The following is a 25,406-nucleotide window of genomic DNA, read 5'->3' on the forward strand; positions in this document are numbered from 1 at the left end:
AAAGAAATGCTAAACCCTTATTCTGTATTAGTCTTCTAATTTCACATGTCCCCAGTTTTCACCCGAACGAATTCGGTTTAACTGAGTATGAGTAATGCCAAATTGCTTGGCTATCATTTTCAAACGGTTTTTATCAGACCTCAACATTTTTTTAATCATCAATACTTTACTTTCTGTTAGTTTGTAGTTTTTAGTCCTTTTCGGAATTACTCTATCTTTCACCGCAGGATTGTCACGATTGTGGATTGTCATTTCGTCACGAGTAGCCCATTTTAAATTTTCAAAATAATTATTTAGCTTATCGTGGTCGAGATGGATAACAAATTTTTGTTCTTCATTATCTTTTGGTACAAAAAACTCAGCAACTAATTTATGTACATAACGATTTAAGGATTTATTACCTTTTGCTCTGATATTGAGCGACTTGTAACCTTGAATTTTTGAGCCATTAATAATCTCGCCATGTACCGAATTATTCTGAAAGCTCTTTAATCGACCGTAATTTGACACCTTGTAAACAGGTGGATTTTCAACTTCATTAAAAGGAATATCTACCCATTTTTCATTCCAGAAACTTAAATTCTTCTTAGCTCCTGAAGGTCCTTTTTTGTCCATCATGTTAGTAAAATTAGCGTTTTATGTGGTCAGTATTTATTTAATTTAACTATAACTCTTAGGCAATGTTTGTATAATTTAATGATGGTATCTATAAATTCTACACTCTCCGGCATCGAGTGAACCTACATTGATTTGGTTTTGAGAAGGCACAATATTTTCCGTACTTGGGTGAGTAGAATAAATATTTTCTAATTTATTCAATTCAACAGCATTTTCCAATACAACTTCACTGCTTTTATTTTCCAAATCCATATTTACAATAAATAAGTAAGTTCGGTTTTCGGTCTGAGTCCAAGCGATTACCTTCTTTTGTCCAGCAAAATCTGGTTCAATTAGCCAACGTGTACTTTGGTTTCCAAGTGTTGGGCAAACACTTTCAGAAATTTTTCTCAAAATAGTCAAATTATGGAATAATTCCCCATTTTTCCCCCACTGAAATTTTGTTTTCGTTGCTTTTGGTCCTTCTGAAAGCTGAAATACATACAATTTTGTATAATGCTCGTTTGGTGCAGGCGTTGGGTGAGGGTCACGTTGTTCAAAACCTAAACTCATATAAGTAGGCATATCTGCGAGAAATAATGCCATAAACATTCTTACTTCGTTGCCTTTTAGGTAAAATTCATCAAAACGTGGGTCGTCTTTATCTGCGGTAATGATGGTAAAATTCGGAGCAAATTTTCTGGTTGTTAATAAATGATGATAACGGGCAAATGAGGAAACAAAAATCTCTGAACCCAATACCATCGACTGTAAATCACCTAAAGTACTGTCAGCATCCGAGCCTTCTAAATGGTCTTCTTCTACCCCATAAGCCATCGTATTGGGTGGTGCTAAGAAACTTTCTGCAAAATAGCCAAAATAAGGTCTGTGCTGGCAAATTTCATGTTTGATATACTTATGAATGTCATAATACAAATCTGGGTTTTCTGGCGTACCTTCTTTCCTCAACTGTACGTGCGACATATCTCCACGCATAAAGTCAAAATTATAATCACGAGCAAAACCTAAGTACTTCTCTGCGGTATATGACCATACTTCATAGCGAGGTTTCGAGAAATCAATTTCCCAATCTGCATTATCATTTAAACTTTCATACAGTTTGAAACGAGCTAATGGGCCAAAAACCCTTGACATTTCTTCTGGCTTTGAAATAATAAAATCACGCCAAACTCTACCGTCAGCATCAACCGTTTTAGCTTCTTCTCTTTTATCTACTTCCAAACCTCTATATGGCGGTGCCATTGTAGCAGGTACTGGTTCGTAGCCTTCAGCAAATAGATGATTGATGAGTTGATTTCGGCGTTGGTTACGTCTTTCTAAATGCTCCTTCTCACCAAAAAGTACTTGTAATCTTTTTTCTTCAGCAAAAAGACGATTATCAAAAAATACTTCTTTTTCTTTTGGATAGTCATCAGCGGAAACGCCACCAAATTGAGCTAAAAAATCTAAAATTAGTTCTTGTACTTTTTCATGCAAATTGGCAGCATGGTCTGTAATTTCAAACTCTCTTCTTTGTAGCCATTCAAAAAAATGTGGATTAGCCAATGCCACTTCCGAATAGCGGTCGGTGTGTGGAATCACATCCATCCCAACGGTTTTGCCCATCAAATGCAGTAGATTGGATACAACCTTTAGCTGTTTCTCTACGGTATTCAAATGAGGGAAGTATTGAGCTAATTCAGCATCAAAAAACTCGGGATTAATATTCCAACTCGCCATACCGTATAAGCTTGCGACTACACCACACTCCCAAATTGGAAGTAAATGAATAGAAGACTGAGCTTGCGGAAGAGTAAGAGCATACTTCACTACATTGAAAAAACTACCAATGGTACGAACGTTGATACCTACCATGTTGACAGTCTTGAACCAAGAAGTGTCCGTATTTTTTTGAACTGGGCTTTCAATACTGTTGTTCGGATTGAGAGCCTGATACAAATCTGCTTGACCAAAGCGTTTTTCCAAAATATAAAGTAATTGGACTGCAGGAATTTTCACTGCTTCTTCGGGCAATAGATTTACAATGAAGGAATGTTTTTGGGTGGAAAAGGCCGTAATAGCCTCCTGTTGATGATTCGTCCAGTAGTGCTGAAAATCATCATAATGTTCAGGAATATTCATAAATGTTGTATAAAAATGGTCTTTCGTTTTTTTGAGAACTAAAGTCACTCAGAAAAATGTTTAAAAATAAAATAAATTATTGGAAAATTTATACAATTATGAAAACATTAGTCGTTGGAGCGTCCACAAATCCAGAAAGGTATTCATTTATCGCTACAAATATGTTAAAATCTTATGGACATGAAGTGGTTTTGTATGGAAAAAAAAGCGGAGAAGTAGCAGGAAGTGTAATTGAGACTGCTCAAAAGCCATTTGAAGGAATAGATACTATTACAATGTACGTTGGTGCAAATCATCAGTCAGAATTGTACAATTACTTAATTCAATTAAAACCCAGAAGAATAATTTTTAATCCCGGTACAGAAAATCCAGTTTTTGAAGAAAAAGCCTTACAAGCTGGTATAGAGGTAGAAGAAGCCTGTACTTTAGTTTTACTTTCTACGAAACAGTACTAATGATTGGATATGAGTTTTGAATGATTAATTATGAGATAGTCTTGTTTAAAACTTTTTACTCAAAAATCATTATCAACTCAATTATAACAATAAAGCCCGAAGAAATTTCTTCGGGCTTTATTGTTATAAAAAGCTTTTATCAATCTTAGTTGAAGATATAACGAATACCTAATTGAATTTGGTAAACGTTTGATAAAGCATAGTTTTTAACAAAAGTATCTTGTAATAAAACAGTCTTGTTATTTACTACTTGAGTAGCTAATCTATAGCTTGGGTTACCAGCAGCATCTACACTTGCTAATGTTAAAGGAGCAGTTGTAGCAGCAGTATAAGTTAAACCAGCTGTATTAGAAATAAGGTTACCTACGTTCAAAATATCAGCTCTGAAACGAAGCGTATTTACTTTCTTACCTACTTTGATGTTGAAGTCTTGTTCAGCAGAGAAATCAAAACGAGTCAACCATGGGAATTGCTGTCCATTTCTTTCAGCATAAGAACCTCTTCTTGATGATAAATATTGATCGTTATTAATCCAAGCATCAAAAGCAGCTTGTTGTTGTTCAGGAGTAAATGTACCGTTAGCAACAAAGTTTAATTTTTCACCAGCTTTAGGGATATAAATCAAGTCGTTGTTGTTCTGACCATCTCCGTTAAAGTCGTTAGAATAAACATAAGAAAGCTTAGTACCACTGTTTGAAACCATACCTAAAGTAAATGTAGTAGCTCCACCGATTTTACCGCCATAATTGATACGGTAATTTACATATCCTACAAAACGGCTACGTAAATCGTTGTTTGAATAACCTAATCCTAAATAGTTTACACCGCCTACTGTTGGAGTAGCAGCATCAACTGTACTACCTACTGAAGCAATGTCTTTAGCATAAGCATAAGTATATGCAATCATACCACCCCAACCATTAGTGTTTGGTTTTTCTAATTTAGCTGTAAAGCTGTAAGAATAACCTTCGTCTGTGTTAGTTAAGATGTAAGCACTGTTTGTTTTGGCGTTAATATAAAGCGAGTTAGCAGCAGCCACTGATCTTGGATAACGGCTACGGTTATCAGCACCTGCAAAAGTTGCCGTAGGAGCTTTCAAGTTTACGTCGATATATTTCAAACCATTTACGTTTTGGTTATAGATATATTCTAAAGTACCGATAAATCCGAATGGAAGCTTGTGGTCAACAGCGATGTTTGTTTTCCAAATTTGAGGGAATTTTAAATTCTCATCATTAGCATTCAACGTAAAGGCAGGAATTGTTGAAAGGTCTGTTGTCGAAGGCGTGTATTTGCTTGGGTCCAAAGTGAATGGGAAAGCAGTTGTGTTATCCGCACTTCTCAAAGCTGTGTTCACACCGTTGTTACCTAATTGGTTAGAAATTAACACATAAGGAATACGAGCTAAGAATAAACCAGAACCACCACGAATTTGAGTTGTTTTATCGCCTTTCAAGTCATAGTTAAAACCAATTCTTGGAGATATATAAACTCTATTTTTCGGCATATTTGCTGTGTTGATTGTATAATCAGCACCATCTGGCGTTTTGTAAGTTAAACCTGCCACAGTAGCATTATAGTAGTCGATTTCAGTACCAACTGCGATATAGTCTGCACGAATACCAGCTGTAATTTTCAAGTTTTCTTTCAATTGATATTCATCTTGAACGTACGCTGAAGTTGTCGATACTTTCAATACTTGCCAAGGGTCTTGTCCGTTAGGCAATAATGAATAACGGTAGTTGAAACGAGCTAAAGTAACTGGAGAAACTGTCAAATTTGGATTTGCCAAGTATGCGTTCATTGCCGTCTCGAAATCTGCCATTGATCTATACACATATACACCTTGTGAAGATGGGAAGAATAAGTTATCAGACTTGAAGAACTCGTAAGATAAACCTGCTGTAAGTGTATGCTTTCCAGAGAAGTAAGTAAAGTTATCTGTTAAATTGAAAGTAGAATATCTCAACTTGTTGCTTGGAGTGAATGGGTCCATACCAGCAGATGTATAAGTTGATCTTGTAGTTGGGTCTTGAATCTCAATCAATGGGAACAACTGTGTACGATACTCTCTGTCTTCAACTTGCTTATTATAAGTAGCAATTAAGTTGTTTGCCATTCTTGAATTAAACGTTGAGTTTAATTCCGCAACAATTGAACGAGTGTTATCTTGAATGATATAACCTGTATTTTGTGGCGACATAGCCGTTGCAGAGTTAGTTCTGTTACCAAAACCAGCAGTAGCACTACTATTACTACCCGAAATTAAATTGTCTGATTTTGAATCGTGGTGCGAGTAACGAACTGTTAACTTATGCTTATCATTGATGTTGTAATCAATACGAGCTAAGAATTTCTTACTGTTTGAAACGCTGTTAAATCCGTCTAATGCACCAGCATTCCAACCAAGCTTACCCATAATATCTGATACTTTCTGTAAGTCAGCAAGAGTTGTTCTTGAAACGTTACCTCCACCGCTTCCAGTATTTGCCGACCAGCTTAATGCAGGCTGAGTACTTTCAATTGTTTCAGCATTGATGAAGTAAAACAATTTGTTTTTGATAATAGCACCACCTACACGGAAACCTGTTGTTTTTTCGCTAAAGTCTGTGATTTTTACTGTAGTTGTATCAATCTTGTTACCAACTAATTTTTGGTTTTTGAAGAAGTGATACACAGAACCTGAAACATCATTTGTACCCGAACGAGTTACAGCGTTGATAGCTGCCCCTGTAAAACCTGACTGACGAACATCGAAAGGTGCAATGTTGATTTGTAATTGTTCAACCGCATCTAAAGAAATTGCACCATAACCAGTTCTACCACCTGCCTGAGCATCACTACCCAAACCGAAACCGTTGTTAAATACAGAACCGTCAATGGTAAAGTTGTTGAAACGTGAATCTTGACCAGCGAATGAAGTACCATTACTATAAGCGTTGTACTTTGTAACACTGTTGATTGTACGGTTTAAAGTTGGTAAACTCGATAAAGTTTGTCCAGAGAAAGTACTTGAAGCACCTGTTTTACTTGAACTGAAAATATCGCTTTTACCTGCAGTTACTACTACTTCAGCCAATTGCTTACCTTCTTCTGTAAGTTTGATATTAAAGTTACTCGCAACCCCTAATGTTGTAAAAACTTCTGAAAGAACCTCTGGTTTGTAACCTACAAATGTTACAGTAACTGTAAATGGTCCACCAACCCTAACGCCCGGTAATGTAAAACGACCAGCAGCATTTGTTGAAGCACCATAACGTGAACCAGAAGGAGTATGTACAGCAACAACGGAAGCTCCTGGCAAAGCCTCTCCCTTTGCATCTACTACACTACCTGTAATAGAAGAAGATGTCACCTGAGCAAAAACCTGTACACTGGAAATGGTAGCCATTATCGCAATAACAATTGCAGTAACTACCTTTGTTGTAAAGAATTTCTTCATGTTTGAAAATTTGGAATTTAGTTAGAATTAGTACTGTTGAATTCTTCACAAAATAACAACATTTTTTTAGCTTGAACAATACTCAACGGTTAAGAATCTGTAAATACAAATTATACAACCTACTGATTTATAGATATAATACAATTATTTATTTGAATAATCAAGCCTATTTACAAAAATGATATTTATTATTTTTAAGAAAATCTCTTTTTTTACAAAGTCTATCAGTTTGGTATTTTTTTAAGATGTGTATTTTCTAATAACCCTATATTTATACGTTAATTAATTGTTAAGAACTTGTTATTATTCCAATAATTCATCTCTACAATGTGCTTGTTTGTAAATTTCAAGAAGAAAGAAGAACTTTGGCGTTTGGATTTATTACCGACATTGATTTGATTTAACAATTTTAAATAATGAAACTATACTTTAGACAAAGCGGCGAGTCGGGTTCGCCTATTATCATATTACATGGGATTTTTGGTTCTTCGGACAACTGGCTGACGATTGGAAAAATCTTGGGAGAAGAAAACCGTGTTTTTATGGTTGACCAACGAAATCATGGGCAATCGCCGAGAAGTGATGAGTTTAATTATGATGTAATGGCGGCAGATTTACATGAATTTATTCTTGAACACAAACTTGAAAACCCAATCATCGTTGGGCATTCGATGGGTGGAAAAGCGGTTATGCAATTTGCGATGAGCTACCCCGACGCTTTTTCAAAAATGGTTGTAGTAGATATTGCTCCAAAATATTATCCTGTTCATCATTCAATGATTTTACAAGGTTTGGCTTCTGTCGATTTAAAAAATCTTAAAAGCAGAACTGAGGCTAATGAAATTCTCAGCCGTTTTGAAGAGAATGAAGGCGTTCGACAATTTCTTTTGAAAAATTTATGGAGAAATCCTGTTAAAAATAATGAATTTGATTGGCGAATCAACTTGCCTGTGATTACTCAAAATATTGATGTAGTAGGTCATGAATTACAAAATGAACAGACCGTAGAAAAACCTGCTTTGTTTATTCGTGGTTCAGAATCGCACTATATTCAGCCCGAAGATGAACGTAAAATTTGGGAACTCTTTCCAAATTATGAGCTTGAGACAATCGAAGGTGCTGGACACTGGGTACAAGCCGACAAACCCAAAGAATTTATTGAAATATTAACACGATTTGTGAAATCGTAAAAACAAATCGTAAGATTATGCTATTTCTCATTCCCACGATGCTTGCTCCCGAAACTGCCGAGGCAGTACTTTCGCCACAAATCAAAGAAGTGATTCGTAATACGGAGTATTATTTTGTGGAAAATATTCGCACGACACGTCGCTTTATCAGTGAATTGAAAGTTGGAAAAGTAATAGACCAACTTCATTTTTTTGAGTTAAATAAGGATACTTCTTTGGCTCAAGTAAAACAGTATTTCAAGGAAATTCCACCACAAAAAAATATTGGTGTAATTTCCGAAGCAGGTTGCCCGGGCGTTGCCGACCCCGGTGCTTTAGCTGTACAAGTAGCACACCAAATGGGCATAAAAGTAGTGCCTTTAGTAGGGCCTTCTTCAATTTTATTAGGCTTGATGGCATCTGGCTTTTCTGGACAATCTTTTGTATTTCATGGTTACTTGCCCATCGAAAAAGTAGAGCGAAGTAAGAAAATTAAAAGTTTGGAACAAGAAGCTAAAAAAGGACAAACCCAAATTTTTATGGAAACCCCTTTTAGAAATAATCAACTCTTGGAAGATTTGTTCGCCAACCTTAGCGGAGCAAGTTTACTTTGTATTGCTTGTAATGTTACGGCTGCCGACGAGATGATTCAAACCAAAAGTATTAACGATTGGAAAAAGCAAAAACCTGATTTACACAAGAAACCAACGATGTTTTTACTTTCAATTTAACAATTTTAAGGAATTATTTTCATCTTTGTAATTACGTAAAATAGCATTATTCCGAAAACGACCAACATGATACAAGTTCAAGCATTTACCTTCAACCCATTCGGTGAAAACACCTACCTTCTTTTTGATGAAACAAAAGAATGTGTAGTTGTTGACCCTGGCTGTCATAATTACGAAGAAAGAAAAATATTAAAAGATTTTATTGAAGCACAACAATTGAAAGTAGTGCATTTGCTTAATACTCATGCACACATCGACCACGTACTTGGCAATGAGTTTATTAAAAGAACTTACAACGTAAAGCTACATCTGCATCAAAAAGACTTACCATTATTGAATAATGCCGCAAGCCGTGCAGAGTATTATGGCTTTCCAAATTACGAAGGCTCAACGGTAGATGTTTTTATTGAAGAAGGCGACAAAATTACTTTCGGAAATTCAACCTTAGATATACTTTTTGTGCCGGGTCATGCACCTGGTCATGTGGCATTTGTGAATGTTGAACAAAATATTTGTATCAGTGGCGACGTGCTATTTAAAAGTAGTATCGGAAGAACCGATTTCCCTTTATGCAGTTACGAAGATTTACAAAAGAGTATTAGAACCAAACTTTATACTTTACCTGCTGAAGTAGTTGTTTATCCCGGTCATGGCATTACTACTACCATCGGATTTGAAAGAAAACATAATCCATTTATTAAATTATAATCCACTCTGAATTTATGAATGAAATAAAAAAACACATTCCGAATGCCTTGACTTGTGCAAATTTACTTTGTGGTTGCTTTGGAATTTTGAATGTATTCAGAGGAGATTTAGAAACTGCTTCTTATTTAATTGGTATTGCTTTGGTTTGCGACTGGCTTGATGGTTTCGTTGCTCGCATACTTCATGTAAGTTCGCCCATTGGCAAAGAATTAGATTCATTGGCAGACATGGTGACATTTGGTGTATTGCCTGCTTTTATGATGTTGCATTTATTAGAAGGTAGTTGCAACGGTTATTGTACTACTGGACTTTTTGGTTTTCACAAACCTTATATTGCTTTTGGATTGGCTGTTTTTTCGGGTTTACGTTTGGCAAAATTCAATATTGATACTCGCCAAAGTGATTCCTTCATCGGAGTTCCCACTCCAGCCAATGGAATGATAGTAGCTTCACTCCCATTGATTGCGGCTTTTCAGCCTGAGTACAAAACAATTTTTATTAATTATAATGTACTTACTTTTTACTCAATCATCATGTCGTATTTGCTGGTAGCCGAACTTCCATTGTTTGCTCTAAAATTCAAAAGTTTCGCTTGGCAGTCTAATCAATTAAAATACGTGTTTTTACTTTTGTCTGTTTTACTTTTAGTACTCTTAAAATTTGTAGCGATACCTGTGATAATTCTGATGTACATTGGCTTATCGGTAGCTCAAAATGTACTTATGAAGAGAACTAATTGAAAAGTATAAAACTCCCTAATAAATTAAAATTCTTAATAAACGACAAAAGGCTGAGGAAACTCTCAGCCTTTTGTCGTTTATTATTTATGTAAATATATGATTATTAGATACATGAAATACTAATCACTACTTACGAATCGTAACTCAAACCATATTGTTTAAGTACTTCTTCGGGTACTCCATCCCAATTATTAGGTCTATTTCCTACATAACCGATGTCGTTATGACCCATTTCGGAAGAATAAAAACCTGATGCTGTTAGGTTTCTCATTAATGAGAAGAAACTTACCCCTTGCGATACCGCAGGTTTTGCTTTCTCTGGATAGGCAATTTCATCTACAAGACTGATTTGCTCCTTGGCAGTACAAGCAATGAAATTTTTACCAAAACGCTTAATTGAGGCAGAATCTAACCAACGTAAACCTCCACGCAATGGCGTTTGAAACGAAGGTTGGTCTTTTGCCATAAACTCAATAAAAGCAGGTACGCCTGCTTGAGAAGCACTTCCAGAATGAGCATCAGCAGGAATAATAATATCCGACAACAATGTAATAGTTTTTATTTCGTGGTCGGTAAAGAATTTTTCAGCTAATAATTTGGCATCACGAGCGATTTCATCTTCCGTTCTACCATAATTATATTTTGGAACAGCAGGAGTACTGGCTTTTGCTTTTGGCTTAGGTTTTGGGCCATCGAGCATTTCCATCGCCTTAGCTTCTGGGCTTATCACCGCCATTCCCAACGATGACATCCCTATACTTTTTAAATAATCTCTTCTTTTCATAATAATAATTTGAAAATTTGATGACTTGGAAATTTTAACAAATAAGTAGAATTATTGAGTAGCATCTTTAAAAACACCACTCCAATTTGGGAATTATGAGCTTCTAAACTGACCCACAGAGTGACAGACCACTCATAATTCATAATTCAAAACTCTTATAAGTTTCCTTTTTTCTTTTCATTAATGATAAACTCAGAAGTACGAGCCGACAGAGCCAAGATTGTCCAAGTAGCATTTTTATCTCCTTGTGAAACGAAAGGAGCAGCATCAGCTACAAACAAGTTTTTCACATCATGTGCCTGACAATTCGAGTTAAGCACAGAAGTTTTTGGGTCATTCCCCATTCTGGCAGTGCCTACTTCATGGATAATTCTTCCTGGGTCAGCCAAACCATAATTGGTACTTGCATCCGGCTTTTTACCTAATGGAATACCTCCCATTTCAGTAATCAATTGTTCAAAAGTCTCCTGCATGTGCTTCGCCTGCTTGATTTCGTAATCAGACCATTTGTAGTGGAAACGTAAAACTGGAATACCATATTTATCAACCACCGTTGGGTCGATTTCGCAATAATTATTATAATCAGGCACAGGTTCGCCACGACCAGCCATACCGATATAAGCCCCATAGAAGCGACGATAATCTTCTTTCAAAGATGCACCATAGCCCCCTGCTGCCTTTTTAATACCTTCACGAGTTGGGAATTTCTCGTTGATGCCTTCAATGCCCCAACCAAAACCATAAGCTGGCATTCCCATACCTCCACCATATTCGATGTGATAACCACGAGGAAAATCTAATTTTTTATTATCGCCCCACCAAGGAGTATAAACGTGCATACCTCCTACGCCATCTTCGTTATAACGTTTTCTATCAAACAAAGCTGGAATAATTGCCGAACGAGATGCCCCCGTAGAGTCGTTGATATAACGCCCAACAATACCGCTTGAGTTGGCTAATCCATTCGGGAAACGAGCAGATTTTGAGTTCAATAACAAACGAGCTGTTTCACCAGCACTGGCTGCCAAAATTACAATTTTACCTTTTACAACCTTTTCAGTCATCGTGCGAGTATCAACATAAGATACTCCCGTTGCCAAACCAGTAGTTGGGTCTGTCAACACTTCACGAGCCATTGCGTAGGTAATCAAAGTACAATTTCCTGTTTTAATAGCAGGAATCATCAAAACCGACGAAGAAGAAAAATCGGCATAAGCCTGACACGCTCTATTACATTGGCTACAATAAAAACACTGTCCACGGTCTTTATTAATTGGTTTTGTAAGAATAGAAAGACGAGATGGAATCACAGGAATTCCGATATTTTGTCCACTTTTCTTAATCATTAATTCGTGTAAACGAGGTTTTGGAGGTGGCAAGAAATATCCATCTGGGTCGTTTCTGCGTCCTTCGTTCGTACCGAATACTCCGATTAATTTATCTACGTAATCATAATAAGGTTTTACGTCATCGTAGCCGATAGGCCAGTCATCACCCAAACCATCTATTGACTTTCTTTTAAAATCATCTGGACCAAAACGAAGCGAAATTCTTCCCCAGTGATTAGTTCTCCCTCCCAACATTCTTGAACGAAACCAATCGAACTTAGTACCATCTTTTCGAGTGTAAGGTTCGCCTTCAATATCCCAACCACCATAAGCCGCATCAAAGTCACCGAAAGCACGAGTAGTAGAAGCACCACGACGAGGCGATTCCCATGGACTTTTAAGTTGAGTAATATACTTAGGGTCGGCAGGGTCGTAATACTGACCTGCTTCCAAAACACATACTTTTGCTCCCGCTTTAGTCAGTTCATAAGCAGCCATACCTCCGCCAGCACCAGAACCAATAATTACGACATCATATACCGTAGCCTGTTCTTTTATCTGAAAGTCTAACATTTAAAAATGAGTTTTAGGTTGAAATGAATAAAATATATTAAGAAGGGAAAATAGGTATTTTATACTGATTGCTTGTCCTTGTTTGTGAGAAAAGAGGAGGATGGGAAGAATTAATTCCGAAGTATTGCAACTTCTGAATTGATAATCTTTCTTCTAAAAAACCATTAGCTTAGGACAAAGCTCAGTAAAATAAATCCTACTTTCGGGAGCATTATTTTCTCATTCTTTTTAACATTCATTATGAAACGTTTTCTTTTTATTATTTTCTTATTCATCTGTCATCTAAGCGTTGGGCAACTACGTTTGGCTCGCCTTTTTTCTGACCATGTCGTTCTTCAAAGACAAAAAGCTATTCCTGTTTGGGGTTGGGCAAATCCTAATGAAAAAGTAAGTGTTACTTTGGCTGGGCAGTCGCAAAGTACTATGGCAGATGCTTCTGGAAAATGGATGGTTAAATTCTCTCCCTTAGAAGCTGGCGGCCCACATAAAATGGGCGTAACGGCGAAATCAGGTACGTTGACTGTCAGTGATATTTTAGTAGGTGAAGTTTGGCTTTGTTCGGGGCAATCAAATATGGAATGGAGGGTATTGCAAGCAAACAATTTTCAAGAAGAAAAAAAGAATGCCAACTTCCCCAATATTCGTCAGTTTTATGTGGAACATGAAGTAACCATGACACCACAAACTGAATTGAAAACTGGTGATTGGAAAATGGCTTCTGCCGAAACCGTTGGAGATTTTACGGCTGTGGGTTTTTTCTTTGCCCGAGAATTATATCAAAAACTGAATATTCCCATCGGTTTGATTCACTCGTCTTGGGGTGGTTCGCAAGTAGAAGGTTGGATTAGCAAGGAAGGAATGTTGTCGAATGAAGAACTTAAAAGCTACGCTCAGAATCTTCCAAACAACTGGAAAGATGCTGACCATTTTCACGACCAAAAAGTTCAGAAACAACTATTGGGCGATAAGATTAATCCGAGTCTGGAGGATGAAAAAAAATACCTTGAAGCTAATTATGATTTCTCTAAATGGCTTTTTGGCGACAGTCCAATGGGACAGTGGGATTGGAAAGGTATTTGGGCTTTTCGTGGCAATGGTTTTATGGCTCGTTTAGTGGAAATTCCTGCTGAAATGACCGCCCAACAATCAACTCTGGCTTTGGCAGAAAATGATAGTTATAACGAAATCTATATCAATGGTAAATTGGTTTCTGCTGGTATCATCAAGGGTGTTCGTAAAATCGTTGTACCTGCTAATACTTGGAAGGCTGGAGAAAATAAATTAATGATAAAATTTGGGAATGCTATCAACTTGCCTTGGTATGGTTTGGGTTTACAAGGTTCGGCAAGTGACTTGTACCTTGAAGCTGGAAATCAAAAAATTAGTTTATCGAATGGCTGGCGTTTGATGCCTTCGTTCGCTGAAAAACACGAGTACGTTCATTCGAGTAATAACATTGGTACAACAATCTACAATGCCATGATTGCCCCACTCGTGCCATTTTCAATCCGTGGTGCATTGTGGTATCAGGGAGAAACCAATGCGGGTAGAGCTTATCAATATCGCCAAAGTTTTCCTTTGATGATTCAAGACTGGAGAAAAAAATGGAATGATGAATTTTCATTTTACTTTGTGCAATTAGCCAATTATGGTGGCTACCAAAACAGTAATCAGGGAAGTAATTGGGCTGAATTGCGTGAAGCACAAACCATGACGCTCGCTTTACCTAAAACGGGGATGGCTGTAATTACTGACATCGGGAATCCTTATGATATTCATCCAACCAACAAACAAGATGTTGGACATCGTCTGGCTGTAAATGCTTTGAAAAAAGATTTTAATCAGAATATTGAGTATAGTTCGCCAATGTTTGACTCTATAAGTTATGAAGATGGAAAAGCTACCATTTCGTTTAAATTTACAGCTAAAGGCTTGAAAGTAGAGGATAAATTTGGCTACGTGAAAGGCTTTGAAATAGCAGGTGAAGACAAAATATTTTATTATGCGAAAGCTGAAATTGTAGGAGATAAAATTGTTGTCTATCATCCAAAAGGTTTAAAACCTATTTCTGTAAGGTACGCTTGGGCAGATTCGCCAATGGATGCCAATGTATTTAATTCAGAAGGTTTTCCCTTGAATTCATTTCGTACTGATACTTGGAAAGGTATTACCGTTCAAAACAAATTTGAGTAATGATTCAAGATATTAAAAGATAAAAATGGTTAATTATAAAGTCGAAATCAGTTTGATTTCGACTTTTTTGTTTTTAGTGAAACACATATTTTCTTTCAAATGCCACCAACTAAGTTCAAAAACCTTCCCTCTACTCCTGCTGATTTCAATAATTCAATGGCTTTGGCACTCCGTAAACCCGTTTGACAACAAAAAACGATTTCCTTTTCTATATCAAGCTCGTGAATACTTTCCAGTAAATCATCTAAAGGAATATTGATTCCACCGATATTATCACGCTCAAATTCGTGTGGATTTCTGACATCAATTAGTTGAAAATCTTTTTCTTCTTCCAACCATTTTTCTACGCTTTCTTTGTCAATTGTATCCGTATTTTCTGTCGGGAAATCACCACAAACCACCTGATAATCAAGCAATTTTGAAATATTTTTATTTTCAGGAATTGTCTTAAATTTAATAATTTGCGAACGCATCGAAAGCATATCAAAAACTAATAATTTCCCAGACAATACTTCGCCTGCACCTGTAATCATTTTAATTACTTCTGCCGCTTGCATCGTTCCGATGATGCCTGCCAAAGTACCAATTACACCTATTTCAGAACAATTCGGTACACTTCCTGCGGTGGGTGGTTCTGGATATAAGCAACGATAGGTTGGGCCATCCTGAAAGTTAAATACAGATACTTGTCCTTCAAACTTAAAAATTGAACCTGATACAAAAGGTTTATTCAACATCACCGAAGCATCATTTACTAAATAACGAGTGGCAAAATTATCAGAACCATCTACGATAATATCGTATTTCTCGAAAAGCTCAAGGGCATTTTCTGTATGAAGATTAACAGGAAAAATCTCAATACTTATAGTTGGATTAATGGCTAATAAACGCTCTTTGGCAACTACAACTTTCTTTTTATTGAGGTCGGCAGTGGTATAAAGGATTTGCCTTTGAAGATTTGAAATTGAAACTGTATCAGCATCCACAATGCCCAAATTTCCTACTCCTGCAGCAACCAAATACTGTAAAATAGGACAGCCCAAACCGCCTGCACCAATGACCAACACTCGTGCATCATTCAGTTTTTGCTGACCGTCTAAACCAATTTCTGGTAAAATTATTTGGCGATTATAACGCTGAAAATTCATTGCTTATACTTATTTAGTGATTGAGTGAATTGTGAATTAGTGAATGGAAAGATGGTTTATCAAAATTAAGCTCCCCAAAAACATTTTATTGAAATTAAAAATCACTAAATCACAACTCACTAACTCACAATTAAAAAATCACTCATTCACTAAATATAATCCAATCCTTCCAAACAGGCTCGTAGCCTTGTTGTTCAATCATTTTGGCTATTACTTCTGGGCTTCTTTCGTCTGAAATTTCAAATTGTTCCAAAGATGCTGGCTCAACGACATAACCACCCGGATTAGTTTTTGAACCCGCACTCATGGCAGTAATCCCCAATTTAATAATGTTATTTCTAAAAATTTCGTTCTCTCTTGTCGAAATAGAAAGTTCTACTTCTTCCTTAAAAATTCTGTACGCACAAATCAATTGCACTAATTCTGCATCAGACATCACTACTTTCGGTTCTAATCCTCCTGAAAATGGTCGTAATCTCGGAAAAGAAATAGAGTACTTGGTTTGCCAATATTGTTTTTCTAAATAATCTAAATGCAAAGCCGTAAAAAAAGAATCCGTTCGCCAATCTTCCAAACCAATCAAAACTCCCAAACCCATTTTATAAATTCCTCCTTTTCCCAATCGGTCGGGCGTTTGAATTCTGTACTCAAAATTAGACTTTTTCCCTTTTGGATGATGCAATTTATAATCTTCTTGATGATAGGTTTCTTGATAAACCAACACGGTATTCAAGCCTTCGGCAATCAATTCGCTATAATCTGTTTCATCCAAAGGCTGTACTTCCATTGAAATATGCGAGAAAAACGGGCGAATTAATTTGATGACATTTTTCAAATAAGGCACGCCAACAGTCTGATTTGCTTCGCCTGTAACAAGCAGGACATGGTCGTAATTCATGGCTTTCAGTACTTCTACTTCTGCTAAAATCTCTTTATCTGTCAGCGTTTTTCGTTTGATTTTATTATCAAAACTAAAACCGCAATAAGTACAAATGTTCTGACATTCATTCGATAAGTACAAAGGAACATACATCTGAATGGTTTTACCAAAACGTTTTTGTGTTAATTGCTGACTTATTTGTGCCATTTCCTCCAAAAATGGCATGGCGGCAGGCGAAATCAAGGCTTTGAAATCTTCTAAATTTCTTCGAGAAGTATTTAAAGCTCGTCGTACATCATCAGCAGTTTTCGACAAAATACTCTGCTGCACCTCAGCCCAAGAGTATTGTTGAAAAATATTTTGAAAGAAATTCATGTCTGAATGATTGAGTGAATTTGTGAATTGTGAATTAGTGATTGATACTATTTGTGATTGAGTTAGTGAGTTAGTGAGTTCAAATGTAATTTTTTCATAACAAGTTCAAAAAACAATTTACTATCGTCTTCAATTAAAGTCAATCATCTCATTACCAGTCATATATAATTAAAAAATTACTAACTCACTCAATCACTAATTCACAATTGAAAGAAATCCCGTCAGCGGGCTACTGGCAATGGCGTGATTTGTCTTTGGGGCAAGTCGGGCTTCATAAGCCATTCTTCCTGCTTCAACTGCCATTTTAAAGGCTTTTGCCATTTGAACTGGATTTTCTGAAACGGCAATCGCTGTATTCACTAACACCGCATCCGCACCCAATTCCATCGCTTTAGCAGCATCAGAAGGCGAGCCAATGCCAGCATCCACCACCACGGGTACATTACTTTGTTCGATAATGATTTCTAAAAAATCTATTGTTTTCAAACCTTTATTCGTTCCAATTGGCGAACCCAAAGGCATCACAGCCGCCACACCAACTTCTTCCAAACGCTTACACAAAACAGGGTCGGCATGAATGTAAGGCAATACCACAAAACCCAATTTCACCAATTCTTCCGCTGCTTTTAAGGTTTCAATAGCATCGGGTAAAAGATATTTAGGGTCGGGATGAATTTCTAATTTTAACCAATTGGTTTCCAAAGCTTCTCTGGCTAATTGTGCGGCAAAAATTGCTTCTTTAGCATTTCTCACGCCCGAAGTATTGGGCAATAAATTGAACTGTGGCTTACTCAGATGACTTAAAATATCATCTGACTGTTGGTGTAAATGCACTCTTTTTAAAGCCACCGTCACCAATTCAGAACCAGAAGCCAACAAACTTTCTTCCATCAAAGCCAACGAAGAAAACTTGCCTGTACCCGTAAAAAGTCTGGATGAAAATTCTTTATTTGCAATATTCAACATGGTATTTTTCGTTTAAAGCTTTCATAAAATCACTTGTCACTTCCGAAGGTTTTTCAGCCAAATTTATGACCGAAGAAACCGCTATTCCATGCAAACCAGCCAACAATAAATTTTCAACATCACTCAACAAAACGCCTCCAATGCCTACAATCGGTAAATTCAATCCTGCTATTTTGCATTTTGCCAAAAGACTTTGATACTTTTCTAAACCCAAAATCGGACTTAAGTTTTGTTTGGTTTTGGTAAAACGAAATGGTCCTAAACCGATATAATTCACTTTGGCTTCATGCAAAAAAGCGAGGTCTTCAAAAGTATTAGAAGTCCCACCAATGATAAAATTTTCGCCTAAAATGGCTCTCGCTTCAATTGGGGAAGCATCAGTTTTACCCAAATGCACGCCATCAGCTTGAATCTCTTTGGCAATTTGTACATTGTCATTAATAATCAAAGTTGCTCCGAAAGTCTTACAAATTGCTTGTGTTTTCAAAGCTGTTTGTTTCCAAGTATCCAAATCTTGATTTTTTACTCGGAGTTGTACCCAGTCTGCACCACCTTCGCAAGCCAAACGGGCTTGTTCCCAATGCGGAATGTGGGCTAAATCTTGTGTGATATAATGTAATTTTGAAATCTTCATGATTGAAAATGGTAAGCCAATAAATTGGGATTACTCTTTAAAATTTGATTCATGTACTGCTTGGCATTCTCGCAAGCTTGATGAATAGAAAGAGATTTTGCCAGATTAGCCGTGATTGCCGAAGAAAGTACACAGCCCGAACCATGTTTTTCTCCATCTGGAATTCTCTCGGATTTGAAGTAAAATTTTTGATTTTCGACTAATAAAATGTCTTCACAGTACGCATTTTCTGAATGTCCGCCTTTTAAATAGACCTGACAAAATTCACTGAGTTTCAATGCTTTTTCCTCATCCGAAAATTCACCTTGTATTAATTGTCTTACCTCTGGCAAATTGGGCGTGATGAGGTAAATCTTTTTCAAGATTTTTTCTAATAAAACCACGTTGATTTCTGAATGAAAATCAAAACCTGCACTGGCTTTTAGAATCGGATCCCAAATGATTTTCAGCTTTGGATTCCAGCTTAAAAGTGTGTTGATGATTTCGTCTAAAGTTTGTAAAGATTGTATTAAACCAATTTTTACAAAATCAATGGAGTACTTATCAAAAAGTAATTTTGCTTGATGAATAATTTGCTCGTTATCGAGCCAATTTACTCCTTCAAAATAGCTTTCGTCTTGAAAAGTAATGGCAGAACAAACACCAAAACCGTAGGTTTCTTGTTGTTCAAAAGTTTTTATATCTGCTAAAATGCCTGCCCCAGCACTTGGGTCGAAGCCTGCAATACTTAATACAAAAGCTCTTTTATTCATGTTGTTTTTCTTCTTGAAAATACTTTTCCCAAACCGAACCCATCAACACATAGCCCTGAAAACCAATACTTTGCAATAAATCTTCATTTTCCTCACGAATGCCCCCTAATGCAAAAACAGGAATTTCACTTTTCCGAACTTGAAAGAAAAACCGCAATTCATCCATTGTAAAAGCTCCGATATAATCTGTTTTAGAGATACTTTTTAAAATAGGACTCAAAAAAACATAATCAGCTTTGAAAGCTAAATTCTCAATGGCATTCAAAGTATGTAAAGAAAAACTAACGCTAAGTCCTCTGTTTCTGAGTAGTTTCACCATGTTTTCCATCACAAATTCATCCATATTTTGTCGGATTTTTTCGGTTATATGAATGCCTCTGAGATTATACTTTTTTATCAATTCATGATGTGAATGCAGTACAATTTTTTTATAAAATTTTGGAGAAATACTTTTTAAAAAGCTCTCATACTCTTTCAAGGATTTATCAGGTTTTCTAAGGTGAAAAATCAAAGAATCTTCCATTAATAATTGTTCAATAATGGCAATTTCTCCTTCAAAATCAGTAGGGTTAGATAAAATTACTTTTTGCATATATACTTTATTTATTTAGTGATTGAGTTGTTAATTAGTGAGTTAGTGAATTGTGAATTAGTGATTTAATAACCGTTAGTTATAAGTTCAGTAAATTTAGTTAAAGAAAATAACTCACTAACTCACAATTCACTCATTCACAACTCACTCAATCACAATTAAACATACACCTCCGCACCGTTTTCAACGAATACTTTTGCTCTTTCAGCCATGCCTTTTGCCAATGCTTCTTGTTCTTCTACTCCCATGTTTTCGGCATAATCACGTACTTCTTGTGTGATTTTCATCGAACAGAAATTGGGGCCGCACATCGAACAAAAGTGAGCAATTTTTGCTCCTTCGGCTGGTAAAGTTTCATCGTGATACTCACGTGCGGTGTCTGGGTCGAGCGATAAATTGAATTGGTCTTCCCAACGAAATTCAAAGCGAGCTTTACTCAAAGCATTGTCTCGAATCTGAGCTCCGTAATGTCCTTTGGCAAGGTCGGCAGCGTGTGCCGCAATTTTATAAGTAATAACGCCCGTCTTTACATCTTCCTTGTTTGGCAAACCTAAATGTTCTTTTGGCGTAACATAACAAAGCATCGCACAACCAAACCAACCAATCATCGCCGCACCAATGCCAGAAGTAATATGGTCGTAAGCTGGTGCAATGTCAGTTGTCAATGGGCCAAGTGTGTAAAAAGGTGCTTCATGACATTCTTTCAATTGCTTGTCCATATTTTCCTTAATCAGGTGCATTGGCACGTGACCCGGCCCTTCAATAATGGTTTGTACATCATGTTTCCAAGCGATTTTGGTCAATTCGCCTAAAGTTTCCAACTCAGCAAATTGAGCAGCATCGTTGGCATCGGCAATACTTCCCGGACGGAGTCCATCGCCCAAAGAAAAAGCGACATCATAGGCTTTCATAATTTCGCAGATTTCTTCAAAATGCGTATAGAGAAAATTCTCTTTATGATGTGCCAAACACCATTTTGCCATGATACTGCCCCCACGAGACACAATGCCCGTTACTCTTTTTGCCGTCATCGGCACATATCTCAACAATACGCCAGCATGAATCGTGAAGTAATCAACACCTTGTTCGGCTTGCTCGATGAGTGTATCTCTAAAAATTTCCCAAGTTAAATCTTCGGCTTTCCCTCCTACTTTTTCTAAGGCTTGATAAATCGGTACTGTACCAATGGGTACGGGAGAATTTCGGATAATCCACTCACGGGTTTCGTGAATATTTTTGCCAGTTGATAAATCCATGATGGTATCAGCTCCCCAACGACAAGCCCAAACGGTTTTTTCTACTTCTTCTTCGATGTTCGACGAAACCGCTGAATTACCAATATTAGCATTTACTTTCACTAAAAAATTACGCCCAATAATCATCGGTTCACTTTCTGGATGATTGATATTACTGGGAATGACAGCCCTGCCCATCGCTACTTCTGAACGTACAAACTCGGGCGTTATTAAGCCTTTTGGTGTATTTGCTCCAAAACTATGTCCTTCGTGCTGATGTCCGATACTTTTCAAAGCATCAATTTTCTGGTTTTCACGAATGGCGATATACTCCATTTCTGGCGTAATGATGCCTTTTTTGGCATAATGTAATTGCGAAACATTTTGCCCTGCTTTGGCTCTCAAAGGCTTTTTCAGATGTTCAAAACGTAAATAATCCAAAGCTGGATTTGCCAAACGTTCACGACCGTAATTGGATGTAATTGAATCTAATTCTTCCACATCCCCACGATTTACAATCCACGACTGACGTAATCTGGGCAAGCCTTTTCTTACATCAATGTCAATGTTGGGGTCTGTAAAAGGCCCGCTGGTATCGTAAACCGTTACGGGTGCATTTTTAGACATTACTTTTCCATTCACCAAAGTATCCGACAAAGTGATTTCACGCATGGCTACCTTAATATCATGAATTTGTCCTTGTACATATACTTTTTTGGATGCAGGAAATGCTGCTCGACTGATGGTTTCAGTCTGAGGCGTTTTTTCAGTTTTCTTTGTGTTTTTCATTAGTTTTTTCTGAAACCTCAACCGCCTTGTGTAGCTCGAATCAACATTAATCTATCATTATTTTGAAGAACAGTTTCAGCCCAAAGTACACGAGGAATCACTTCTTCGTTGATGGCAACGGCAAGTCCACGCATATCGGTAATCTGCTGAATTTCAAATATTTTGATTAATGTAGGAGTATCTGAAAACTCCAAAATTTCGTCATTTACAAAGACAGTCATCGGTTTTATGTTAAGATTTAAAAACAAATGAACCTTAGAGAAGACCTAAAAAATGAAGTAATTTGATGAGGGAATGATTGGCTCTGAAAGCACAAAATAAAGCCCACGCTTAGTTGTACACCTAAACAGGAATCTATTTTTCGCAATAGTAAACAGCCCAAAATTGATGGACGTTTCCTTAAAAAGCACAATCAAGAAAAGCAGTGATTTTAAAAACGATATAAAATCGTATCTGAAATGAAATTTCTGCCTTACTTTTTCCTACGCAGCAATTACGCCGTTCAGGTTTTGAGGGTATAATCTCAGCCCGTTGTATTAAGGCACCCCTAAAGTTTGACACAAATGTAAATGATAAAATCAGTTAATTCCAAATGAACTGCCAATAACTTATTAGAAAATCTATGTTGACGTAAAACGTTCAACGTATTTTTTCTTCAAATGCTTTCTGCCAATTTCAATTTTCTAAAGCTAAAATGAATAAAATGTTAAACGCATTTCGATATAATACTATTCAGACTTGGAATATTTAAAGAAATCATAGACAAGTATTCATTTATCTTTAGTTCGTATATTTTTATTGTTTTTTCGAGATAAATTCTGTAATTTTTAGTACTTAACCAAGTAGTTGTGTAATACTATTATTACACATTTTTAATAATCCTTCAAAATCCAATTTTATAAAATGTCTAAAATTTATCGTGAAATCACTCCACTTACTGCCAATGATTGTTTCATGGTTTTTGCCAGAAATAAAAACAAATTTGATTTCCCACTACATTATCATGAAGAGTATGAACTAAACTTTATTGAAAATGCCGAAGGTGCTAAACGAGTAATAGGCGACAGCGTCGAGTTCATTGCCAATGAAGAATTGGTTTTGGTTGGTTCAAATATTCCTCACGGATGGTTTTCCAAAGAAACTGAAACCGACAGTATTCACGAAATTACGATTCAGTTTCATCGAGATTTATTTGATGAAAAATTTCTGAAAAGAAATCAAATGAACCGACTGAGAACGATGCTTGAACGTTCAGCCCGTGGATTGGTATTTTCGCAAGAAACCATCCAAAAAATAAAACCTCAACTTATTAAACTCACTCAAACAAATGATTTCAATTCTGTCATTGAATTATTATCCATTTTACACCATTTGTCTGTCTCAAAAGATAGCAAAATGCTCACTTCTCCGTCATTTACCAATGGTAATTCTCAATCTGATACCCGACGAATCGAAAAAGTATTGGAGTACATGAGAAAAAATTATCAGCAAGACCTTTCTCTCGAAGATATTTCAAAAGTATTAAGTATGACAGTAGTTAGTTTCAGCAGGTTTATCAAAAAAATGACTGGAAAAACTTTTGTAGATAGCTTGAATGAAATTCGTTTAGACCACGCCACTCGCCTATTGGTCGATTCTAATTTATCTATCGCTGATATTTCGTCTCGCTGTGGTTATAACAATCTTTCATACTTCAACAGGATTTTTAAAAAGAAGCATAATTGTACGCCCAAAGAGTATAGAGATAACTACTCAAGTATCAGAACTTTCGTCTAAGTATCAAGAAATGTCAATCGTTCTAAAAGATATTTTTTTCAAAAAAGCAGCATTTATTCATAAAAAATATTAATATTAAACAATTATTTCTCTAAATTGTATAATTTTGTAGCAATCACAAGAGAAAAATTAATACAATCAACCTAATTGTTAAATCATAAAAACAACATTCTTACTTTGAAAAAAATATTACCTTCATTAGTTAAAGCCCTCAAAAAACATCAAACTTCGGGCAAATCATTAAGAGCTATCATTGGATTTGATGGTTATGTCAATACGATTCAAAAAATCATTAAAAGTAAAAATAATGGTAAAATTAGCTTCTACAATTCTATCAGTGAAGTAGCCGAACAGCTTATGAATTTGGCTGGAGAAAATGCCAATATTGAGCTTCGTCACTTAGAAACAAAACTCGGAGGTATCGCTCCTACTTTAGCTAATTCATTAGCTGCTTTGAATATCAAAAGTGTTTGCGTAGGCACGATGGGCTATCCAGATTTGAACAGTGCTTTTGAAGAAATGCACCCAAACTGCGAATTAGTGACGATAGCCGCACCCGCCAAAACAAACACCTTAGAATTTGCGGATGGAAAATTGATTTTTTCAGAAGAAAGTACTTTTCAGCAACTTACTTGGTCGTACATTGCGGCATTAGCTGGCATTGATAATATTGGGAGATGGATTTATGAAAGCCATTTGGTAGCTTTTGCCAATTGGGCAAATATCATTCACAGTACTGATATTTGGAGAGGGATTCTCAACGACATCGTGATGAATCTTGCTCCTTCGAGCAACCATAAACCTGTGCATTATTTTACGGCTTCAAAAAGTAAAATTTCTGATGATGAAGATGAAGGTTTTGGCATGAGATACAAAAATTTCTTTTTCGATTTTGCTAACTTACTCAAACACAGCAACGAAGAAATTCTTGAAGCTTTAGAAGTCGTTAAAGAGTACACTCCTTATGGCAAAGTAAGTTTGAGTTTAACCGAAAAAGATGCCATTCACCTCTATGGACTTTTGGGCGGTGAATATGCAGACGAGCGTGAACTTACCGATATTGCTAAATGGATTTATGACAATACACACATTCATCAAATTGTAGTGAGTGGCAAACATAGTGCGGTGGTAGCTTTGAAAAATCGTGAGGTACTTTTGAAAGGAAGTAGTTCGATTCAAGAAAGAGTATCAACTGGTGGTTTTGAACACCTCAATGCAGGTTTTTGTTTGGGTTTACTCTTAGATTTGACCGTAGAACAAACAACGGCTTTGGCTTTAGCAAACTATGAATTGTATTTAATCAACGGTGCAAGTCCAGAATTTGAAGACCTCATTCAACATCTGATTGAATGGGAAAAAGAATTTCACTGATAAGTAGTGATTGGTATTTTATGTAT

Annotated in this window: 21 protein-coding genes and 1 riboswitch; of the genes, 8 read left to right on the forward strand and 13 right to left on the reverse strand. The window is 36.4% G+C overall.

Annotated features, from left to right (window positions below; translation table 11 throughout):
• Positions 1-27 precede the first annotated feature (27 nt).
• Positions 28-615 (reverse strand): NUMOD4 domain-containing protein, encoded by a 588-nt coding sequence (locus VB248_RS09435; protein WP_407652903.1) that lies wholly within the window; start codon positions 613-615, stop codon positions 28-30.
• 78 nt (positions 616-693) lie between these two features.
• Positions 694-2,787 carry a hypothetical protein gene (locus VB248_RS09440; RefSeq protein ID WP_323296520.1) on the reverse strand — a complete coding sequence of 698 codons (2,094 nt, stop codon included), beginning with the start codon at positions 2,785-2,787 and terminating at the stop codon, positions 694-696.
• A gap of 50 nt (positions 2,788-2,837) precedes the next feature.
• On the opposite strand from VB248_RS09440, the gene VB248_RS09445 reads away from it, so the two are divergent.
• Positions 2,838-3,194 carry a CoA-binding protein gene (locus VB248_RS09445; RefSeq protein ID WP_323296521.1) on the forward strand — a complete coding sequence of 119 codons (357 nt, stop codon included), beginning with the start codon at positions 2,838-2,840 and terminating at the stop codon, positions 3,192-3,194.
• Between the two features lie 145 nt (positions 3,195-3,339).
• Here the strand turns inward: VB248_RS09445 and VB248_RS09450 are convergent, their stop codons facing one another.
• Positions 3,340-6,636: a TonB-dependent receptor gene (locus VB248_RS09450; protein ID WP_323296522.1), complete on the reverse strand. Its 3,297-nt coding sequence runs from the start codon at positions 6,634-6,636 to the stop codon at positions 3,340-3,342.
• Positions 6,637-7,052: 416 nt separating this feature from the next.
• Between VB248_RS09450 and VB248_RS09455 the strand changes: the two genes are divergently transcribed.
• The 4 genes from VB248_RS09455 to pssA all read left to right on the forward strand — a co-directional run bounded on the left by VB248_RS09455 (position 7,053) and on the right by pssA (position 9,984).
• Entirely contained in the window at positions 7,053-7,826 is a 774-nt protein-coding gene (locus tag VB248_RS09455) for an alpha/beta fold hydrolase (protein ID WP_323296523.1), read from the forward strand.
• Positions 7,827-7,843: 17 nt separating this feature from the next.
• Entirely contained in the window at positions 7,844-8,536 is a 693-nt protein-coding gene (locus VB248_RS09460; RefSeq protein WP_323296524.1) for an SAM-dependent methyltransferase, read from the forward strand.
• 66 nt (positions 8,537-8,602) lie between these two features.
• Positions 8,603-9,244 (forward strand): MBL fold metallo-hydrolase, encoded by a 642-nt coding sequence (locus tag VB248_RS09465; RefSeq protein WP_323296525.1) that lies wholly within the window; start codon positions 8,603-8,605, stop codon positions 9,242-9,244.
• 14 nt (positions 9,245-9,258) lie between these two features.
• Positions 9,259-9,984 (forward strand): CDP-diacylglycerol--serine O-phosphatidyltransferase, encoded by a 726-nt coding sequence (pssA, locus tag VB248_RS09470; protein ID WP_323296526.1) that lies wholly within the window; start codon positions 9,259-9,261, stop codon positions 9,982-9,984.
• A 130-nt stretch (positions 9,985-10,114) separates the two neighbouring features.
• Here the strand turns inward: pssA and VB248_RS09475 are convergent, their stop codons facing one another.
• Both VB248_RS09475 and VB248_RS09480 read right to left on the reverse strand, forming a co-directional pair.
• On the reverse strand, positions 10,115-10,768 hold the full coding sequence (locus VB248_RS09475; protein WP_323296527.1) for a gluconate 2-dehydrogenase subunit 3 family protein: 654 nt from the start codon (positions 10,766-10,768) through the stop codon (positions 10,115-10,117).
• Between the two features lie 155 nt (positions 10,769-10,923).
• Positions 10,924-12,669: a GMC family oxidoreductase gene (locus VB248_RS09480; RefSeq protein WP_323296528.1), complete on the reverse strand. Its 1,746-nt coding sequence runs from the start codon at positions 12,667-12,669 to the stop codon at positions 10,924-10,926.
• 240 nt (positions 12,670-12,909) lie between these two features.
• Here VB248_RS09480 and VB248_RS09485 point away from each other — a divergent pair, with 240 nt between their 5' ends.
• Positions 12,910-14,862, forward strand: a complete 1,953-nt coding sequence (locus VB248_RS09485; RefSeq protein WP_323296529.1) for a sialate O-acetylesterase — start codon at positions 12,910-12,912, stop codon at positions 14,860-14,862.
• Between the two features lie 95 nt (positions 14,863-14,957).
• Here the strand turns inward: VB248_RS09485 and moeB are convergent, their stop codons facing one another.
• The 8 genes from moeB to thiS form a co-directional block, all read right to left on the reverse strand.
• A complete protein-coding gene (moeB, locus tag VB248_RS09490; RefSeq protein ID WP_323296530.1) occupies positions 14,958-16,010 on the reverse strand; it encodes a molybdopterin-synthase adenylyltransferase MoeB in 1,053 nt (350 codons plus the stop codon).
• Between the two features lie 142 nt (positions 16,011-16,152).
• Positions 16,153-17,265 (reverse strand): 2-iminoacetate synthase ThiH, encoded by a 1,113-nt coding sequence (gene thiH, locus VB248_RS09495; RefSeq protein WP_323296531.1) that lies wholly within the window; start codon positions 17,263-17,265, stop codon positions 16,153-16,155.
• A 195-nt stretch (positions 17,266-17,460) separates the two neighbouring features.
• Positions 17,461-18,231, reverse strand: coding sequence for a thiazole synthase (locus VB248_RS09500; RefSeq protein ID WP_323296532.1), 771 nt, complete (start codon positions 18,229-18,231; stop codon positions 17,461-17,463).
• Positions 18,212-18,865, reverse strand: a complete 654-nt coding sequence (locus VB248_RS09505; protein ID WP_323296533.1) for a thiamine phosphate synthase — start codon at positions 18,863-18,865, stop codon at positions 18,212-18,214. Before VB248_RS09505 ends, VB248_RS09500 begins: the two co-directional genes overlap by 20 nt.
• Entirely contained in the window at positions 18,862-19,617 is a 756-nt protein-coding gene (locus VB248_RS09510) for a hydroxymethylpyrimidine/phosphomethylpyrimidine kinase (protein WP_323296534.1), read from the reverse strand. The genes VB248_RS09505 and VB248_RS09510 overlap by 4 nt, the downstream gene beginning before the upstream one ends.
• A complete protein-coding gene (locus VB248_RS09515) occupies positions 19,610-20,209 on the reverse strand; it encodes a thiamine phosphate synthase (RefSeq protein WP_323296535.1) in 600 nt (199 codons plus the stop codon). Before VB248_RS09515 ends, VB248_RS09510 begins: the two co-directional genes overlap by 8 nt.
• Positions 20,210-20,367: 158 nt before the next feature.
• Positions 20,368-22,233 (reverse strand): phosphomethylpyrimidine synthase ThiC, encoded by a 1,866-nt coding sequence (gene thiC / locus VB248_RS09520; RefSeq protein WP_323296536.1) that lies wholly within the window; start codon positions 22,231-22,233, stop codon positions 20,368-20,370.
• Between the two features lie 17 nt (positions 22,234-22,250).
• Positions 22,251-22,454 (reverse strand): sulfur carrier protein ThiS, encoded by a 204-nt coding sequence (thiS, locus tag VB248_RS09525; RefSeq protein ID WP_323296537.1) that lies wholly within the window; start codon positions 22,452-22,454, stop codon positions 22,251-22,253.
• A 241-nt stretch (positions 22,455-22,695) separates the two neighbouring features.
• Positions 22,696-22,792: riboswitch (TPP riboswitch) on the reverse strand.
• Positions 22,793-23,136: 344 nt separating this feature from the next.
• Here thiS and VB248_RS09530 point away from each other — a divergent pair.
• Both VB248_RS09530 and VB248_RS09535 read left to right on the forward strand, forming a co-directional pair.
• Positions 23,137-24,009 carry an AraC family transcriptional regulator gene (locus VB248_RS09530; RefSeq protein WP_323296538.1) on the forward strand — a complete coding sequence of 291 codons (873 nt, stop codon included), beginning with the start codon at positions 23,137-23,139 and terminating at the stop codon, positions 24,007-24,009.
• A gap of 177 nt (positions 24,010-24,186) precedes the next feature.
• Positions 24,187-25,380, forward strand: coding sequence for a hypothetical protein (locus VB248_RS09535; protein WP_323296539.1), 1,194 nt, complete (start codon positions 24,187-24,189; stop codon positions 25,378-25,380).
• Positions 25,381-25,406 lie beyond the last annotated feature (26 nt).

It is taken from the genome of Arcicella rigui (genome assembly GCF_034929435.1).
Lineage (GTDB): Bacteria > Bacteroidota > Bacteroidia > Cytophagales > Spirosomataceae > Arcicella > Arcicella rigui.

Excerpts from the sequence above, each read along its gene's own strand:
- VB248_RS09500 (WP_323296532.1), bottom strand. The coding sequence starts at position 18,231 with ATGTTGAATATTGCAAATAAAGAATTTTCATCCAGACTTTTTACGGGT.
- VB248_RS09515 (WP_323296535.1), bottom strand. The coding sequence starts at position 20,209 with ATGCAAAAAGTAATTTTATCTAACCCTACTGATTTTGAAGGAGAAATT.
- VB248_RS09460 (WP_323296524.1), top strand. The coding sequence starts at position 7,844 with ATGCTATTTCTCATTCCCACGATGCTTGCTCCCGAAACTGCCGAGGCA.
- VB248_RS09435 (WP_407652903.1), bottom strand. The coding sequence starts at position 615 with ATGGACAAAAAAGGACCTTCAGGAGCTAAGAAGAATTTAAGTTTCTGG.
- thiC (WP_323296536.1), bottom strand. The coding sequence starts at position 22,233 with ATGAAAAACACAAAGAAAACTGAAAAAACGCCTCAGACTGAAACCATC.
- moeB (WP_323296530.1), bottom strand. The coding sequence starts at position 16,010 with ATGAATTTTCAGCGTTATAATCGCCAAATAATTTTACCAGAAATTGGT.
- VB248_RS09485 (WP_323296529.1), top strand. The coding sequence starts at position 12,910 with ATGAAACGTTTTCTTTTTATTATTTTCTTATTCATCTGTCATCTAAGC.
- thiS (WP_323296537.1), bottom strand. The coding sequence starts at position 22,454 with ATGACTGTCTTTGTAAATGACGAAATTTTGGAGTTTTCAGATACTCCT.
- VB248_RS09505 (WP_323296533.1), bottom strand. The coding sequence starts at position 18,865 with ATGAAGATTTCAAAATTACATTATATCACACAAGATTTAGCCCACATT.
- VB248_RS09480 (WP_323296528.1), bottom strand. The coding sequence starts at position 12,669 with ATGTTAGACTTTCAGATAAAAGAACAGGCTACGGTATATGATGTCGTA.
- VB248_RS09465 (WP_323296525.1), top strand. The coding sequence starts at position 8,603 with ATGATACAAGTTCAAGCATTTACCTTCAACCCATTCGGTGAAAACACC.
- pssA (WP_323296526.1), top strand. The coding sequence starts at position 9,259 with ATGAATGAAATAAAAAAACACATTCCGAATGCCTTGACTTGTGCAAAT.
- thiH (WP_323296531.1), bottom strand. The coding sequence starts at position 17,265 with ATGAATTTCTTTCAAAATATTTTTCAACAATACTCTTGGGCTGAGGTG.
- VB248_RS09445 (WP_323296521.1), top strand. The coding sequence starts at position 2,838 with ATGAAAACATTAGTCGTTGGAGCGTCCACAAATCCAGAAAGGTATTCA.
- VB248_RS09530 (WP_323296538.1), top strand. The coding sequence starts at position 23,137 with ATGTCTAAAATTTATCGTGAAATCACTCCACTTACTGCCAATGATTGT.
- VB248_RS09450 (WP_323296522.1), bottom strand. The coding sequence starts at position 6,636 with ATGAAGAAATTCTTTACAACAAAGGTAGTTACTGCAATTGTTATTGCG.
- VB248_RS09510 (WP_323296534.1), bottom strand. The coding sequence starts at position 19,617 with ATGAATAAAAGAGCTTTTGTATTAAGTATTGCAGGCTTCGACCCAAGT.
- VB248_RS09455 (WP_323296523.1), top strand. The coding sequence starts at position 7,053 with ATGAAACTATACTTTAGACAAAGCGGCGAGTCGGGTTCGCCTATTATC.
- VB248_RS09475 (WP_323296527.1), bottom strand. The coding sequence starts at position 10,768 with ATGAAAAGAAGAGATTATTTAAAAAGTATAGGGATGTCATCGTTGGGA.